The sequence below is a fragment of the Sphingomonas sp. CV7422 genome, assembly GCF_027945725.1.
Taxonomy (GTDB): Bacteria; Pseudomonadota; Alphaproteobacteria; order Sphingomonadales; family Sphingomonadaceae; genus Sphingomonas; species Sphingomonas kyungheensis.
On the sequence record NZ_CP115900.1, the window covers coordinates 990406 to 1005165 of the forward strand.

Here is a 14760-nt window from a genome sequence, read left to right on the forward strand (position 1 = left end):
GGGAGCGGGCCGGCACCGTCATCAGGCACGCAGCAGCCGCTCGGTATCCTCATGCGCCTGTTGCAGCAGCACGATGGTGGCGTCGCGCGCGGCGGCGGGATCGCTGGCGGCGATCGCATCGAACAGCCGGCGGTGCTGCGGCATCGAATCGCGCGGGCGGCGGCGGTCGCGGAACTTGAAGATCGTCGTCCAGCGCACCGCCGAACCGATGCTGCCCGACAGGCTGACCAGCAGTTCGTTGTCGGTCGCTTCGAGGATGACGTTGTGGAAACACTGGTCGGCGGCCTGGCCCTCGGCGGTGTCGAGCCCGAGCGACGCCATCCGCAGCAGCGCCTCGTCCATCCGCGCCAGCTGACCGGCGCTGCGGTAGCGCGCGGCGAGTTCGGCGGCGGCGGGCTCGACGATCATGCGCAGCTGGAACAGGCTGCGCACGAAGGCGGCGGGCGGTTCGCCCTCGAACATCCAGGCGAGGACGTCGGGGTCGAGCAGATTCCACAGGCTGCGCTCGCGTACCCGCGTGCCGGACTTGGGCCGGCTTTCGACCAGCCCCTTGGCGGAGAGCATGCGCAGCGATTCCCGCACCACGCTGCGCGACACGCCGCGCCGGCCGGCGATGTCGATCTCGCCGGGGATGACGCTGCCGGGCGGATACTGTCCGGTGACGATGGCGATGCCGAGGTCGCGGGCGATCAAACTGTGCGCGGGTTCGCGCCGTTCACCCTTGACCATGCGTTCTCCCTTCTATGTCTGACAAGCGTTAAGCGTCCCGTCGCCGCTTGGGAAGCCTTGGCGCGTCCCGGCATCCGGGCTAGCGCATCCGCCATGGCCGTTACCGACATCGCCACGCGCACCTGGGATCACAATTGGCGCCTCGATCCGATCGTGCGCAGCCTGCTCGACACCGATTTCTACAAATTGCTGATGCTGCAGATGATCCGGCATCTGCACAGCGATACGCAGGCGACCTTCCGGCTGATCAACCGCAGCACCGGCGTGCGACTCGCCGAGGTGATCGACGAGGCGGAGCTGCGCGCGCAGCTCGATCACGCCCGCACCGTCCGCTTTGCCAAGAAGGAGCTGATCTGGCTCGCCGGCAACAGCTTCTACGGCAAGCAGCGCATGTTCGCGCCCGACTTCATCCAGTGGCTGGGCGATTTCCAGCTGCCGCCCTACCATCTGCACCGCGTCGACGGCCAGTTCGAGCTGACCTTCGACGGGCCGTGGACGCATACGACGATGTGGGAGATCCCCGCGCTGGCGATCGTCAACGAACTGCGCGCACGCGCCGCGCTGCGCGACAAGGGCCGGTTCGCGCTCGACGTCCTCTATGCCCGCGCCAAGGCGAAATTGTGGGAGAAGGTCGAGCGGTTGCGCGCGCTGCCCGATCTGGTGATCTCCGATTTCGGCACGCGCCGCCGCCACGGCTTCCTGTGGCAGCGCTGGTGCGTCGAGGCGTTGAAGGAGGGGTTGGGCAGCCGCTTCATCGGCTCGTCCAACGTGCTGCTCGCGATGGACAATGATCTGGAGGCGATCGGCACCAACGCGCACGAGCTGCCGATGGTGATGGCCGCGCTCGCCGACGACGATGCCGGCGTCGCGGCCGCGCCCTATCGCGTGCTGCAGGAATGGCAGGCGCATTACGACGGCAATCTGCGCGTCGTGCTGCCCGACGCCTTCGGCACCACCGCCTTCCTGCGCGATGCTCCCGACTGGGTGGCGAACTGGACCGGCTTCCGCCCCGACAGCGCGCCGCCGATTCCCGCGGGCGAGCAGATCATCGCCTGGTGGCAGGCGCACGGCCAGGACCCGCGCGACAAGCTGCTGATCTTCTCCGACGGCATGGATGTCGACAGTATCGAGCGCGTCTATCGCCATTTCCACGGCCGGGTGCGGATGAGCTTCGGCTGGGGCACCAATCTGACCAACGACTTCCGCGGCTGCGACCCCGATGGCGCGGCGGGGCTCGAACCGATCTCGCTCGTCGCCAAGGTGACGCGCGCCGACGGCCGCCCGGCGGTCAAACTATCCGACAATCCCGCCAAGGCGACCGGCGAACCGGACGAGATCGCCCGTTACCTGCGCATCTTCGGCGCGGACGGGCATAAGGAAAGCGCGGTGCACGTATGACGCCTCCGATCGACATCCTCGCGCTGTCACCGCTGCCCGATACGCTCGCGCCCTCGCTCGCCGGGCGATATGCCACCCATATCGGGCTCGACGATGCGCCGTGCGATCGGGTCCGCGCGCTGGTCGGGGGCGGGGCGATGCAGGTGGATGCGGCGCTGCTCGCGCGGCTGCCGGCGCTGGAGATCGTCGTGATCCACGGCGTCGGCCATGACGGCGTCGATCAGGCGGCGCTGGCGGCGCGCGGCATCCGCCTTGCGATCACTGCGGGAACGCTGACCGAGGATGTCGCCGATCTGGCAATCGGGCTGTGGCTGGCGGTCGAGCGGCGGATCGTCGCCAATGATCGCGAGGTGCGCGGCGGCGGCTGGGACGTGCCGCTCGCCCGGCGCGCGACCGGGCGGCGGATCGGCATCTTCGGGCTCGGCGCGATCGGTCGGGCGATCGCCGCGCGTGCCGCGCCCTTCGCCGCCGACCTGATCTACACCGCGCGCAGCCCCAAGGACGTGCCGTGGCGCTTCGTCGCCGATCTTACGACGCTGGCGGCGGAGAGCGACGTGCTGTTCCTCGCCGCCGCGGCCGGTCGCGAGACGCATCATGCGGTCGATGCCGCGGTGCTCGCCGCGCTCGGGCGGGACGGCATCCTGGTCAACGTCGCGCGCGGGGCGCTGGTCGATCAGGATGCGCTGATCGCCGCGCTCGCCGAGGGGAGGATCGCCGGCGCCGGCCTCGACGTCTTCGCCGACGAGCCGACGGTGCCCGCCGCGCTGCACCGGGACGATGTCGTCCTGTCGCCGCATCAGGGCTCGGCGACCGTCGCGGCGCGCGGCGCGATGGCGGCGATGGTCGTCGCCAATCTCGACGCGCATTTTGCCGGAGACCGGCCGCCGGGTCTAATCGACTGATTTGGCTGGACGCTTGCAGGCCGCTACAGGCGGTCCGATGCAAGCTGTGATCCTCAGTGCGGGCATCGGTTCGCGGTTGTTGCCGCTGACCCGCGAAATCCCCAAATGCCTGGTCGAGGTCGGCGGGCGCTCGATCCTCGACCATCAGCTCGACGCGTTGCACGCCGCGGGGGTCGAGCGGGCGGTGATCGTCGGCGGCTATCGCTATCGCCAGATCGGTGCGCATCTCGCGCAGGCGCGGCCGCCGCTGCCGGTCCGGCTGGTATTCAACCCCTTCTGGGCGGTGGCGAGCAGCATCGGCAGCGTGTGGATGGCGCGCGACCAGCTCGATGCGCCCTTCTGCCTGCTCAACGGCGATACCGTCTTCGCCGCCGATCTGCTCGCCGCGGCGCTGGCGGCGCCGGGCGAGGGGGTCGGACTGCTCGTCGAGCGGCTCGGCGAGGCGGAGCCGGACGACATGCTCGTCACCGTCGCCAATGGCGGCATCTGCGCGGTCGCCAAGGATCTGGCGCTCGACGTCGCGACGCATCGCTCTCTGGGCGTGATCGTCTCGCACGGCGGCGACGCCTATGCGCAGGCGCTCGAACGCGTCATCGCCCGGCCCGACGGGATCGACGCCTTCCATCATGCGGTGATCGCCGAGCTTGCCGGCTATGCGCCGGTCCGCGCGATCGTCGCGGGCGAGGGGGCGTGGCAGGAGATCGACCGCCCCGCCGATATCGCCGCCTGGACCGGGCGCGGCGGATGAGCGCCGATGTCGCCTTCCTGTTCCTCGGCGAGACGCTGCTGATCCCGCACCTCTATCCGGTGGTGGAGGCGTTGCGCGCGGCGGCGCCCGATCTGCGCGTCGATTGCTGGGTGGCGACGTCGATGCACGAGGCGTTGCTCGGCGAGTGGCTTGGTCCGGCGCCGGGGCTGCGCATCCGCCGCGCGCCGGGCTTCCGCGATCTCGGCGACTGGCCGGCCGGGCGCAATCCGCCGCTGCCCGCCAAGCTGCCGCTGCTCGCCCGGCTCGCGCCGCGGCTGTGGCGCACGCGCGTCGTCGTCTCCGCCGAACAGACCAGCCTGTGGATTCCGGCGCTGCTGCCGGTGCCCAGCCGCTACGTCAACATCCTCCACGGCGCCGGATCGATGATGAATCGCGACGACCGCCGGCGCAAGGCGGCGCGGCTGACCATCGTCGCCGCGGAGCGCGAGCGTGCGGCGCTGGCGGCGCATGGCGTCGATCCCGCGGCGATCGCCGTCACCGGCTATATCAAGGCGGGCTTCGACCGGCGGCAGGGCGCGGCGCTGCGCTTTGCGGCAGACCGGCCGAAGCTGCTCTATGCGCCGCACTGGCAGCGGCATCGGTCGTCCTGGTGGGACTGGGGCGCGGCGGCGGTCGAGGAGATCGTCGCGTCGGGCCGCTTCAACCTGATCTTCGCACCGCACCAGCGGCTGGTCGAGACCGCGCCCGACGTGCGCGACGTCGCCGCGGCGCTGGCAGGACGCGGCGACGCCCACGTCGACCTCGACAGTTTCGCGATGGTCGACGGCAGCTATACCGCCGCGGCCGACCTCTATCTCGGCGATACGTCGAGCCAGGTCGTCGAATATCTGATGCGGCCGCGCCCGTGCGTCTTCCTCGACCCGCGCGGCGTCGCCTGGGCGGGCGATCCCAGCTACGACATGTGGCGCGCGGGCGAAGTGGTGACTGAGCGCGCCGCGCTGTTGCCGGCGCTCGACCGCGCCGGTGCGCGGCATGGCGACTATCTGGCTGCGCAACGCGCGTTCGCGGCCGAATCGCTCGGCGATACGAGCGGGGCGGCGCCGGCGCGGGCGGCCGCGGCGGTGCTGGCGGTGCTGCGCGGCTAGCCGGATCGTGACACTGTCGCTATCCGGCGGAAATGGTTCCCGATCCTTCTACCTTGCCGACCGTCGTCCCGGTCGGCGACAATCCGACGCCGATCTGGGGCATGTCGGTCGCCGAACGGCTGCGGCGGATCGTCGCGGCGCGCGGCCTGCGCATCGGCGAGGCCGGCGGGGGGGCGGTGCTGCTCGCCAACCTCACCTTCGTCTTCGATCCGTCGTGGCTGCCGCATCTGCTCGCCCGGCCGGGGACGATCCTGACCCGCGACGGCGTGCCGGTGCTCGCGCATGTCGCGGCGGCGGACGCCGACCGGATCGCCGCGGCGATGCGCGCGGATCAGCCGGTCGCGCCTGGCGGCCTCGCGGTGATCGCGGCCGAGGATGAGGCGGGGATCTTCAACGAGGCGCTGCGCAAGCGCGAACGTCCCTTCGCCGAGCGGCTGACCCCGGCGAGCGTGCCCGCGATCGAGCGCGCCAGCTATGTCGGCGCGTACAAGGGCGTCACCGACCTGCTCACTAAATATCTGTGGCCGGAATGGGCCCTGTGGCTGACGCGGCGCTGCGCCCGTGCCGGCATCTCGCCCAATCAGGTGACCGCGATCGGCTCCCTGCTGTGCATCGTCGCGACCGTCGCCTTCTGGTACGGCTGGTTCTGGAGCGGTCTGGCGATCGGCCTCGTCTTCATGGTGCTCGACACCGTCGACGGCAAACTGGCGCGCTGCACGATCACCTCCTCGGCGCTCGGCAATGCCTGGGACCATGGCGTCGACCTCGTCCATCCGCCCTTCTGGTGGTGGGCCTGGGCGACGGGCTGCGCGGCCTATGGCCGGCCGCTGTCGCACGATGCCTTCGTCGCGGTGATCGCGGCGATGCTGTTCGGCTATGTCGCGCAGCGGCTGATCGAGGGCGCGTTCATCGCCCGGTTCGGCATGCACATCCATGTCTGGGAGCGGTTCGACAGCCGCTTCCGCCTCGTCACCGCGCGGCGCAACCCGAATATGGTGATCCTGTTCGCCGGGCTGCTGATCGGCCGGCCCGATTGGGGCATCATCGCGGTCGCGGCGTGGACGATGCTGTCGCTCGTCGTCCATCTCGTCCGCCTCGTCCAAGCGATGGCGGCGAAGGCGCGCGGGCGGAGGATCGTCAGCTGGCTGGCGTGAGTTCCGACGACGCCGGACCGGATGCGCCGCGGCTGTTTCCCGGCGGGCCGATGCGGGCGATCGCGCGCAATCTCGGCTGGATGCTGGCGAGCCGCGGCGTGCTCGCCGTGCTCAGCCTCGTCTATCTGGCGATCGTGACGCGCACGCTCGGCGTCTCGGGCTTCGGCCGCTTCGCGCTGATCACCGGCGCGAGCCAGGCGCTCGCCACCGTGGTCGGCTTCCAGACGTGGCAGATTATCGTCCGCTACGGCACCGGCCACCTCGATCCCGGCGGCGAGACGCGGCTGGCGCGGCTGTTCAGGGCGTGCGGGCTGCTCGATCTCGGCAGCGCGGTCCTCGGCGTCATCCTCGCCGCGGTGATCATCCGCATCTGGGGCGAGCCGCTCGGCGTCCGCCCGGTGCATATGCGCGCGACGATGCTGTTCACCATCGCGCAACTGCTGTCGATCCGCTCGACCCCGCTCGGCATCCTGCGGCTGCGCGACCGTTTCTCCTTCGCCGCGGCGGCGGACAGCGTGACGCCGGTGATGCGGCTGATCGGTGCGGTCGCCGCCGCGGTGCTGCTGCCGAGCGTCACCGGCTTCCTGATCGCCTGGGGGCTGGCCGAGGTGCTGACCGCCGCGGCCTATTGGGCGGCCCTGGCGCGGACCGGCGACCTCAAATTGCTGTTCGCGCGCGGCATCGGCGTGCGCGACGTCGTTCGCGATCATCCCGGCATCGTCCGCTTCTCGCTCGCCACCAACGCCAGTTCGTCGCTCGGCCTGTCGAGCAAGCAGATCCCGCTGCTGCTCGTCGGCGGCACCGTCGGCACCGCATCGGCGGGTGCGTTCCGACTCGCGCTGCAACTCGCGCAGGCGCTGACCAAGGTGTCGCAGCTGCTCGCCCGCGCCGCCTTTCCGGAAATCGTCCGCGCGGTCGCGGCGGGCGGGCTAGCGCGGGTGCGGCGGATGATCCTGCGCTCGTTCCTGATGGCGACGGTGGTCGGTGCGGTCGCCTTCCTGCTCGTCGTGCTGCTCGGCCATCCGGTGCTGACGCTGATGGGCGGCAAGGCGTTCGGCCGGGCCTATCCGATCCTGCTGTGGCTCGCCGCGGCGGGGTGCATCGATCTCGTCACCGTCGGCTTCGAGCCGTTGCTGCTCGCCGCCAACCGGATCGGCGCGACCTTCGTCGCGCGCGTCGTCGGCATCGTCGCGCTGTTCGGCATCAGCTTCTGGCTGAGCCCGTCGCTCGAGGTGATCGGCGTGTCGATCGCGGTGCTGGTCAACGCGCTGGTCGTCGCGCTGTTGCTCGGCCTGGCGACGCAAAGCTTGCTCCGGGTGAAACCAAGCGCCGCCGACTGAGTTGGCCCAGTCCCGACTGCGTCAGCGAAAATATCACACCGTTCCAGAGCTTTTTATCGTAACGGCCGTAATCCTGCCCCTTTCGTCTGTGACAGTTTGGTGAAGATTGCATGACAAGGATTGCAGATTGGCGACGCGGATCGAACGACGGTGGACGGGGCAGGCGATAGGATCGGCCGGCGCGGCGCTGTTGCGGCGCTCGGCGCCGGCCTGTCTGCCGCGGCCGGAGCGAGCGCCCGTCGCGCCCGCATCGGCGCCGTTGCTGGTCGGCGTCATCGCCAACGGGCGCAGCCATCGCAACCTCAAGCACGGCATGCGGCTCGATCACTGGCCCGACGTCGCCTATGACGCGCCCGAGACGTTCGAGGCGCTGGAGGCGACGCTGCGCGACTATGCGGCGCGCGACATCGCCCTGCTGGTGGTCAACGGCGGCGACGGCACGTTGCGCGACGTCTTGACCGCCGCGGCGCGGGTGTTCGAGACGCTGCCGGCGATGGCGATTATCCCCTCGGGCAAGACCAACGCGCTGGCGCTCGATCTCGGCATCCCGCAGGACTGGACGGTGCGCGACGCGATCGCCGCGGCGCGGGCCGGACGCTTTGTCACGCGCGCCCCGATCGAGGTGCTGCGCGGCGACGATCCGTGCCCGGCGGCGCGTGGCTTCCTGTTCGGCATGGGCGGCTTCGTCCGCGCCACCGAACTCGCGCAGAGCACGCATCGCGTCGGCGCGTTCAACGGCATCGCGGTGGCGCTGTCGCTCGGCTGGAGCATGGCGCAGACGCTGTTCGGCGGCGCCGGCAATGTGTGGCGGCGCGGTACGACTATCCGCCTCGGCGAGGACGGCGCGACCCCGGCGACGCGGCAGCTCTACCTGCTGCTCTGCTCGACGCTCGAACGCCTGCCGCTCGGCATCAAGCCGTTCGGCCGCCCGCGCCCCGGCCTCAAGCTGCTCACCGTCGAGGCGCCGCCGCGGCATCTGCTCCGCATCCTCCCCGCGATCCTCAACGGCACGCGGGGCAGCAAGGCGGTGGCGCAGGATTTCACGCGCAGCGACCCGGCCGTCATGCACGTCACCGCCGGCGAGGGCTTCATCCTCGACGGCGAACTTTACGAGGGCGGCGAGCTGACCCTGCGCGCGGGAGAGCCGATCCGGTTCGCCGCCGCGTGACGCAGACGCTGCTGTCGTTCGTCGCCGACGAGCTCGACGCGGCGGTCAGCGCCCCCGTGGCCGCCGCGGCGGAGGCGGTGACGCGGCGGCTCGGCGGCGTCGCGGTGCTGTTCTACGGATCGGTGCTGCGGACCGGCGATCTCGACGGCGTGCTCGATTTCTACGTCCTGACGCCGCGCCTGCGCGGCTGGGGCCTGCGCACGCTGGCGACGCGCACGTTATGGCCCGACGTCAGCTTCCACGAGGTCGAGGTCGACGGCATCATGATCCGCGCCAAGGTGGCGACGCTGCCGCTCGACATCTTCTGCCGCGCGGTCGAGGGGCGGAGCGTCGACACGACGATCTGGACGCGCTTCGCGCAACCCGCGGCGCTGATCTGGGCGGCCGATGCGCGGGTGCGCGACCGCGTCGTCCGCGCCGTCGCTTATGCCACGGCGACCGCGGCGCGCTTCGCCGCGGTGCTGGGGCCGCAGCATGGCGCCCCGGCGGATTTCTGGCTCGCGCTGTTCCGCCAGACCTATTCCGCCGAGCTGCGCGTCGAGGCGCCGGGGCGCGAGCGGCAGATCCTCGCCTTCGTACCCGAACGCTTCGACCGGCTGCTGCCGCTCGCCTGGCAGGGCGCCGGGATCGGCCATCGCCGACAGGGTGGCGACTATGCGCCGATCGTCGCCGAACGCGACGTGCGCGCGACGCTCGCCGCCTGGTGGCTGCGCCAGCGGCTCGGCAAGTGGCTCAACGTCGCGCGGCTGGTCAAGGCGGCCTTCACCTTCGAAGGCGCGGGGGCCTATGGCCTGTGGAAGCTGCGTCGTCACACGGGCGTCGACCTGCCGCTGACCCGCTGGCGCGAGCGTCATCCGATCCTCGCCGCGCCGGGCGTGATGTGGCGGGTGTGGCAGGCGCGGGCATGAGCTTCAACGCGCTGGTGCTCGCCGGATCGCGCGGCGGCGTCGATCCGCTCGCCGCTTATGCCGGGGTCAGCGACAAGGCGCTGATCGTCATCGACGGCGAAACGATGCTCGCGCGGGTGATCGGGGCCTTGCGCGCGGCGGGAGCGGCGCGGATCGCGGTTTCCGCCAACGCCCCGGCGGTCCGTGCCGAGGCGCTGCGGCTTGATGCCGAACCGATCGACGCCGCCGCCGGGCCGAGCCGCAGCACGTTGCTCGGGCTGGAGGCGCTCGGCGCGCCGCTGCTCGTCACCACCGCGGATCATGCGTTGCTGCGGCCCGAGTGGATCGCCGACTTCCGCGCCGACACGCCCGCCGACGCGGACGTTGCCGCGCTGCTCGCCCGGCGCGCGCTGATCGTCCGCGATGCGCCGCCGACCCGGCGCACCTATCTGCGCTTCGCCGACGGTGGCTGGTCGGGCTGCAACCTCTTCCTGCTCCAGACCCCGGCGGCCGCAGCGGCGCTGCAGCTGTGGATGGCGGTGGAGCAGGACCGCAAGCGGCCGTGGCGGATCGTCCGGCGGCTCGGCCCGGCGACGCTGCTGCGCTATGTCACCGGGCGATTGACGCTCGACGCGGCGCTGGCGCGGCTCGGCGCGCAGGTCGGCGTGCGCGCCGCGGCGGTGGCGGCGCGACACGGGCTCGCCGCGGTGGATGTCGACACACCCGCCGATCTCGATCTCGTCCGGACGCTGGTCGCGCGCGGCTGAGCCGTCAGCCCCAGTCGACGACTGCCCAGCCACGCTGCTCGGCGACGCGGCGCAGGGCGGCATGCGGATTGACCGCCACCGCCGCATCCGCCCAGGCGAGGCTCGGCACGTCGGTGACGTGATCCGAATAGCAGCGCACCTCCGCCTGCGCGCGGTCGATGCCCTGTTCGGCGAACCAGGCCTCGATCATCGCGAGCTTGGCGGGGCCGTAGCAATTGCCCCCCTCGATCCGCGGCAGCAGGTTGCCGCGCGTATCGGTCGCGGTGCGGGTGGCGATCAGCGCATCGGCATCGACCGCCTGCGCGATTGCCTTGGCATAGAAGCGATAGGCGGCGGTGGCGATGACGATGCGAAAGCCGGCGGCGCGATCCGCGGCGATCTGCGCGCGCGCGCCGGGGCGGATCTGCGCCGGGCCGAAGCGCGCGACCCATGCCGCCGCCAGCGCCTCGGCGCGCGCCGGCGACAATGTACCGAGCGCCGCGCGATGCATCACCTGCTTCAGCCGATCCCGGTGGAGCAGTCCGGCCGCGCGCAGCCCCGCCGCGCCGAGCACCAGCGGCAGCGCCGTCAGCCGCCACGGCGCATGGCGCAGCACCGCGTGGAGCAGGAACGGCGTCCAGGTCGGCGCGCGGGTGATCGTGCGATCGAGATCGTAGATCGCGATCCGCCGGCGCGGTGATGCGGGGGAATCTGTCGGAGCCATGACGCGGCGATGACAAGCGAAGGTGGCAAGCGCGTGGCAGTGTAGAAGCTGTTGCAGGACATTCGCCTGCGCGCTACGCGCGAGCTTCCATGCGGTCCTATCAGCCTTCGTCGGACCGTCGCCGGGCGATCTCGCTGACGCTGACGATCCTCGCGCATCTGCTCATCGCCTTTCTGCTCTGGCGGCTTGCCCCGGTGCTCGACCAGACCAAGGAGCCGGGCCGCTCGCTCACCGTCAACATGCTGCCGGTCGGCGACGCCGAATCGACCGCGACGAAGAGCGAGAAGGCGCCCGCGCGCGCCGCCGCCAAGGCGAGTCGCCGCACCGCGCCCGAGCCGCCCGCCGCGCCCAAGACGCCGGCGCCCGATGCCTCCGTACCGCCGCCGGTCGATACGCCGTTCCCGGGCTATCTGGTGCTCAACAAGAATGATTTCGCCGCCTCCGACGTCGGCAAGATGCCGTCGCGCAAATCGGGCGGCAGCGCCGGCAAGCAACTCGCCGCGGCGGACGGCGCGGGCGACGGCGATGCCGGCGATTCGAGCGCCGCGGCGGGGACGGGCCCGGGCGGCCAGCGGCTGTACAATGCCGAATGGTATGTCGAGCCGGCGCAGTCGCAACTGTCGCCCTATCTGCCGCCCAACGTCCCCAAGGGTGCCTGGGCGGAAATCGCGTGCCGCACCGCTGCCCGATATGCGGTGGAGGATTGCGTCCAGCTCGGCGATTCGCAGCCCGGATCGGGCCTCGCCCGCGCGATCCGCGAGGCGGCGTGGCAATTCAAGGTCCGCCCGCCGCGGATCAACGGCACGCCGCAGGTCGGCGCCTGGGTGCGCATCCGGATCAGCTTCACCAAGTGATCGGAAGTGGCTTGCACGCGGAGTCGCTGCATAAGGGTGCAGCCCTATCTTCCTCTTCGACCGGTTACAGCGCACAATCTGCCCTTCTGCACACCCCCTCCGCGCCTCCGCGCCTCCGCGTGAACCGAATTTCTTAGCGTCTTCGCGTGATGTAGGTTCCGCCAGCGGGTGGGCAGCCGGCGGATGGTTCACGCGGAGGCGCGGAGGCGCGGAGGGATTGGATCGTTTCAGATGGTGCTTGGCAGAGCGTCGCTGCAAATCGCCGTCGTTACCCCCGCTCGCGCGCGCGGCGATAGGTGCCGAGCAGGCGCAGCCATTTGGAATGGAAGCCGAGTTCCTCCATCGCGCGGTCGAAGGCGGGATCGCCGGGCTTGCCCTCGACATCGGCGTAGAATTCGGTCGCCGCGAACGAGCCCGACCGCTGGTAGCTTTCCAGCTTGGTCATGTTGACGCCGTTGGTCGCGAAGCCGCCCATCGCCTTGTAGAGTGCGGCTGGGACGTTCTTCACCTCGAAGATCAGCGTCGTCATCCACGGCCCGTCGCCCGCCGGCGGCTTGCCGCCGCGCGCCAGCACGACGAAGCGCGTGGTGTTGTGATCCGCATCGGCGATGTCGACCGCAAGCAGGTTGAGCCCGTACAACGCCGCCGCGCCCGGCGGGGCAAGCGCGGCGATGGCGGGATCGCGCCGCTCCGCGACGAAGGCGGCGGCGCCTGCGGTATCGGGGTAGGAGACCTGGTGGATGCCGTGCGCCTTCAACCAGTGCCGGCACTGGCCGAGTGCCTGCGGGTGGCTCATCGCCTCCCGCACCGCGTCGCGAGCGCCGCTGCCCATCAGCGCGTGGCGGATCGGCAGGAAATGTTCGCCGGTGATCACCAGCCCCGATTCCGGCAGCAGGAAGTGGATGTCGGCGACGCGGCCGTGCAGCGAATTCTCGATCGGGATCATCGCGCAGTCGGCGCGGCCGTCGCGGACCGCGTCGATCGCATCTTCGAAGGTGAAGCAGGGCAGCGGCAGGCCGTCCGGAAAGGCTTGCATCACCGCGACATGGCTGTTCGCGCCGGGTGCGCCCTGAAAGGCGACGGCGCGGTCGGGTCGGGCGGCGGCGGCGGCGGTCATCGCGGCGACGATCGGGCGGGCGGGGGCGGCGTAGGTCTCCATCGACCGGCGGCGGTAGAGCGGGCGGCGGGCGGCAGCAAGCGCGCGCTTGCGGAGGGGTTCGCCGTTTCCTATGGGTTCATGGCGCAGAGCAGAACATAGGGGCAGCGTTAGGCAGATGGATAACCGCATCAACACGATCGCCGGGTGGACTCTGGCAGCCTGCGGGGTTGCGCTCGGTCTGTCGATCGTCGGCGGCATGGCCTTCCACAGCGAGCGCCCCGAAAAGCTCGGCTATGCGATCGAGGGCGTCGAGGCCGAGGGCGGCGCGGGCGGCGGTGCCGCCGAGGTGCCGATCGCGACCTTGCTGCCGACGGCGGACGTCGCCAAGGGCGCGGAAGTCTTCAAGAAATGCGCCGCCTGCCATACCGCGACGCAGGGCGGCGCGAACGGCATCGGCCCCAATCTCTATGCGACGCTGGGTGAGCCGATCGGCCAGGGCAAGGGCGGCTTCGCCTTCTCCGACGCGCTGAAGGGCGTCGGCGGTAACTGGGACTTCGACAAGATGAACGCGTGGCTGACATCGCCGCGCAAATTCGCGCCGGGTACCAAGATGACCTTCGCCGGCCTCGGCAATCCGCAGGATCGCGCCAACGTCATCGCCTATCTCAACTCGCAGGGTTCGAACCTGCCGCTGCCCGCCGCGCCCGCCGCCGGTGCCGCGCCGGCCAAGCCGGACGCCAAGGCGCCGGAGGGCAAGGATTCGGTGACCAACACCGATGCGGTCAACAATCTCGCCAACACCGGCACGCCGGCATCGGGCGCGCCGTCGATCGACCCCAACGCCGCCAAGGAAGGCGCGAAGGCGGGGAAGTAAGCCTCGGGCGTCTCGCCCCTGGCCTTACCCTGCGGCGCTGCGCGCCTTACCCCTTCTCCCGCTGGGAGAGGGGGAAGACGGCGAAGCCGGCGCGGGGTGAGGGCAGGGCGAGCCGGTCGTGAAAGAGGTGCTCACCCCTCCTTCTTCGCCTGCTCCTCGTAGAATTCCCGCACCACGTCCCACGCCTCTTCGGCGGTCTCGACATAGGTGAAGATGCCGAGGTCGCGCTGGCTGACCACGCCCTCGTCGACCAGCGCCTGGAAGTTGACCACCTTCTCCCAGAATTCGCGGCCGAACAGGAGCACCGGGATCGGCTTGATCTTGCCGGTCTGGATCAGCGTCAGCAGCTCGAACAGTTCGTCGAAGGTGCCGAAACCGCCGGGGAAGGCGGCGAGCGCCCGCGCGCGCAGCAGGAAGTGCATCTTGCGCAGCGCGAAATAGTGGAACTGGAAACTGAGCGACGGCGTCACATAGGGATTGGGCGCCTGTTCGTGCGGCAGCACGATGTTGAGGCCGATCGATTCCGCGCCGACATCCGCCGCGCCGCGATTGGCCGCCTCCATGATCGACGGCCCGCCGCCCGAGCAGACGACGAACTGGCGCATCCCGCGCTGGTCACGCGGCACGCGGCTGGCGATCTGCGCCAGTTCGCGCGCGACCTCGTAATATTTGCTCTTGGCGACGAGCCGTTCGGCGATGCCGCGCGACACGTCGTCGCTCGCCAGTTCGAGCATCGCCTGCGCCTTGGCGGGCTCGGGGATGCGGGCCGAGCCGTACATGACGAAGGTCGAGGCGATCTGCGCCTCCTCGAGCAGCAATTCGGGCTTGAGCAGCTCGAGCTGGAAGCGCACCGGGCGCAGATCCTCGCGCAGCAGGAAGTCCATGTCCTGGAAGGCGAGCTTATAGGCGGGATGCTCGGTCTGCGGCGTCGAGATGGCTTGCTGGGCGCTCGCGGCATCCTGGCTGGCGCGCGGGAAAACCCGTTCGGGAAGGCGTGTGTCGGTCATCCGCGGGCGTTAGAGCAAAGCCCC

Annotated in this window: 15 protein-coding genes; 11 read left to right on the forward strand and 4 right to left on the reverse strand. The window is 70.7% G+C overall.

Annotation, left to right across the window (positions count from 1 at the left end; all coding sequences use genetic code 11):
* Positions 1–21: 21 nt before the first annotated feature.
* Positions 22–729 (reverse strand): FadR/GntR family transcriptional regulator, encoded by a 708-nt coding sequence (locus PBN85_RS04845; RefSeq protein WP_271300309.1) that lies wholly within the window; start codon positions 727–729, stop codon positions 22–24.
* Between the two features lie 93 nt (positions 730–822).
* On the opposite strand from PBN85_RS04845, the gene pncB reads away from it, so the two are divergent.
* The 9 genes from pncB (at position 823) to PBN85_RS04890 (ending at position 10199) form a co-directional block, all read left to right on the forward strand.
* A complete protein-coding gene (pncB, locus tag PBN85_RS04850; RefSeq protein ID WP_037534422.1) occupies positions 823–2127 on the forward strand; it encodes a nicotinate phosphoribosyltransferase in 1305 nt (434 codons plus the stop codon).
* A complete protein-coding gene (locus PBN85_RS04855) occupies positions 2124–3029 on the forward strand; it encodes an NAD(P)-dependent oxidoreductase (protein ID WP_271300310.1) in 906 nt (301 codons plus the stop codon). Before pncB ends, PBN85_RS04855 begins: the two co-directional genes overlap by 4 nt.
* Positions 3030–3066: 37 nt before the next feature.
* Positions 3067–3777 carry a phosphocholine cytidylyltransferase family protein gene (locus PBN85_RS04860; RefSeq protein ID WP_037534418.1) on the forward strand — a complete coding sequence of 237 codons (711 nt, stop codon included), beginning with the start codon at positions 3067–3069 and terminating at the stop codon, positions 3775–3777.
* Positions 3774–4883, forward strand: coding sequence for a hypothetical protein (locus tag PBN85_RS04865; RefSeq protein WP_271300311.1), 1110 nt, complete (start codon positions 3774–3776; stop codon positions 4881–4883). The genes PBN85_RS04860 and PBN85_RS04865 overlap by 4 nt, the downstream gene beginning before the upstream one ends.
* Positions 4884–4915: 32 nt before the next feature.
* Entirely contained in the window at positions 4916–6037 is a 1122-nt protein-coding gene (locus tag PBN85_RS04870) for a CDP-alcohol phosphatidyltransferase family protein (protein ID WP_271300312.1), read from the forward strand.
* Positions 6034–7377 carry a lipopolysaccharide biosynthesis protein gene (locus PBN85_RS04875; protein ID WP_271300313.1) on the forward strand — a complete coding sequence of 448 codons (1344 nt, stop codon included), beginning with the start codon at positions 6034–6036 and terminating at the stop codon, positions 7375–7377. Before PBN85_RS04870 ends, PBN85_RS04875 begins: the two co-directional genes overlap by 4 nt.
* Before the next feature lie 127 nt (positions 7378–7504).
* Entirely contained in the window at positions 7505–8545 is a 1041-nt protein-coding gene (locus PBN85_RS04880) for a diacylglycerol/lipid kinase family protein (protein ID WP_271300314.1), read from the forward strand.
* On the forward strand, positions 8542–9453 hold the full coding sequence (locus tag PBN85_RS04885) for a hypothetical protein (RefSeq protein WP_037534412.1): 912 nt from the start codon (positions 8542–8544) through the stop codon (positions 9451–9453). The genes PBN85_RS04880 and PBN85_RS04885 overlap by 4 nt, the downstream gene beginning before the upstream one ends.
* Positions 9450–10199: an NTP transferase domain-containing protein gene (locus tag PBN85_RS04890; protein ID WP_037534723.1), complete on the forward strand. Its 750-nt coding sequence runs from the start codon at positions 9450–9452 to the stop codon at positions 10197–10199. The genes PBN85_RS04885 and PBN85_RS04890 overlap by 4 nt, the downstream gene beginning before the upstream one ends.
* A 4-nt stretch (positions 10200–10203) precedes the next feature.
* Here the strand turns inward: PBN85_RS04890 and PBN85_RS04895 are convergent, their stop codons facing one another.
* On the reverse strand, positions 10204–10902 hold the full coding sequence (locus tag PBN85_RS04895) for an HAD family hydrolase (protein ID WP_271300315.1): 699 nt from the start codon (positions 10900–10902) through the stop codon (positions 10204–10206).
* 89 nt (positions 10903–10991) lie between these two features.
* On the opposite strand from PBN85_RS04895, the gene PBN85_RS04900 reads away from it, so the two are divergent.
* Entirely contained in the window at positions 10992–11756 is a 765-nt protein-coding gene (locus PBN85_RS04900) for a hypothetical protein (protein ID WP_037534409.1), read from the forward strand.
* Between the two features lie 268 nt (positions 11757–12024).
* Here the strand turns inward: PBN85_RS04900 and PBN85_RS04905 are convergent, their stop codons facing one another.
* Positions 12025–12915, reverse strand: coding sequence for a prephenate dehydratase (locus PBN85_RS04905; RefSeq protein ID WP_037534407.1), 891 nt, complete (start codon positions 12913–12915; stop codon positions 12025–12027).
* Positions 12916–13030: 115 nt separating this feature from the next.
* On the opposite strand from PBN85_RS04905, the gene PBN85_RS04910 reads away from it, so the two are divergent.
* A complete protein-coding gene (locus PBN85_RS04910; protein WP_271300316.1) occupies positions 13031–13729 on the forward strand; it encodes a c-type cytochrome in 699 nt (232 codons plus the stop codon).
* A gap of 131 nt (positions 13730–13860) precedes the next feature.
* Here PBN85_RS04910 and PBN85_RS04915 read toward each other — a convergent pair whose 3' ends face one another.
* On the reverse strand, positions 13861–14736 hold the full coding sequence (locus PBN85_RS04915) for a TIGR00730 family Rossman fold protein (protein ID WP_037534402.1): 876 nt from the start codon (positions 14734–14736) through the stop codon (positions 13861–13863).
* Between the last annotated feature and the right edge of the window lie 24 nt (positions 14737–14760).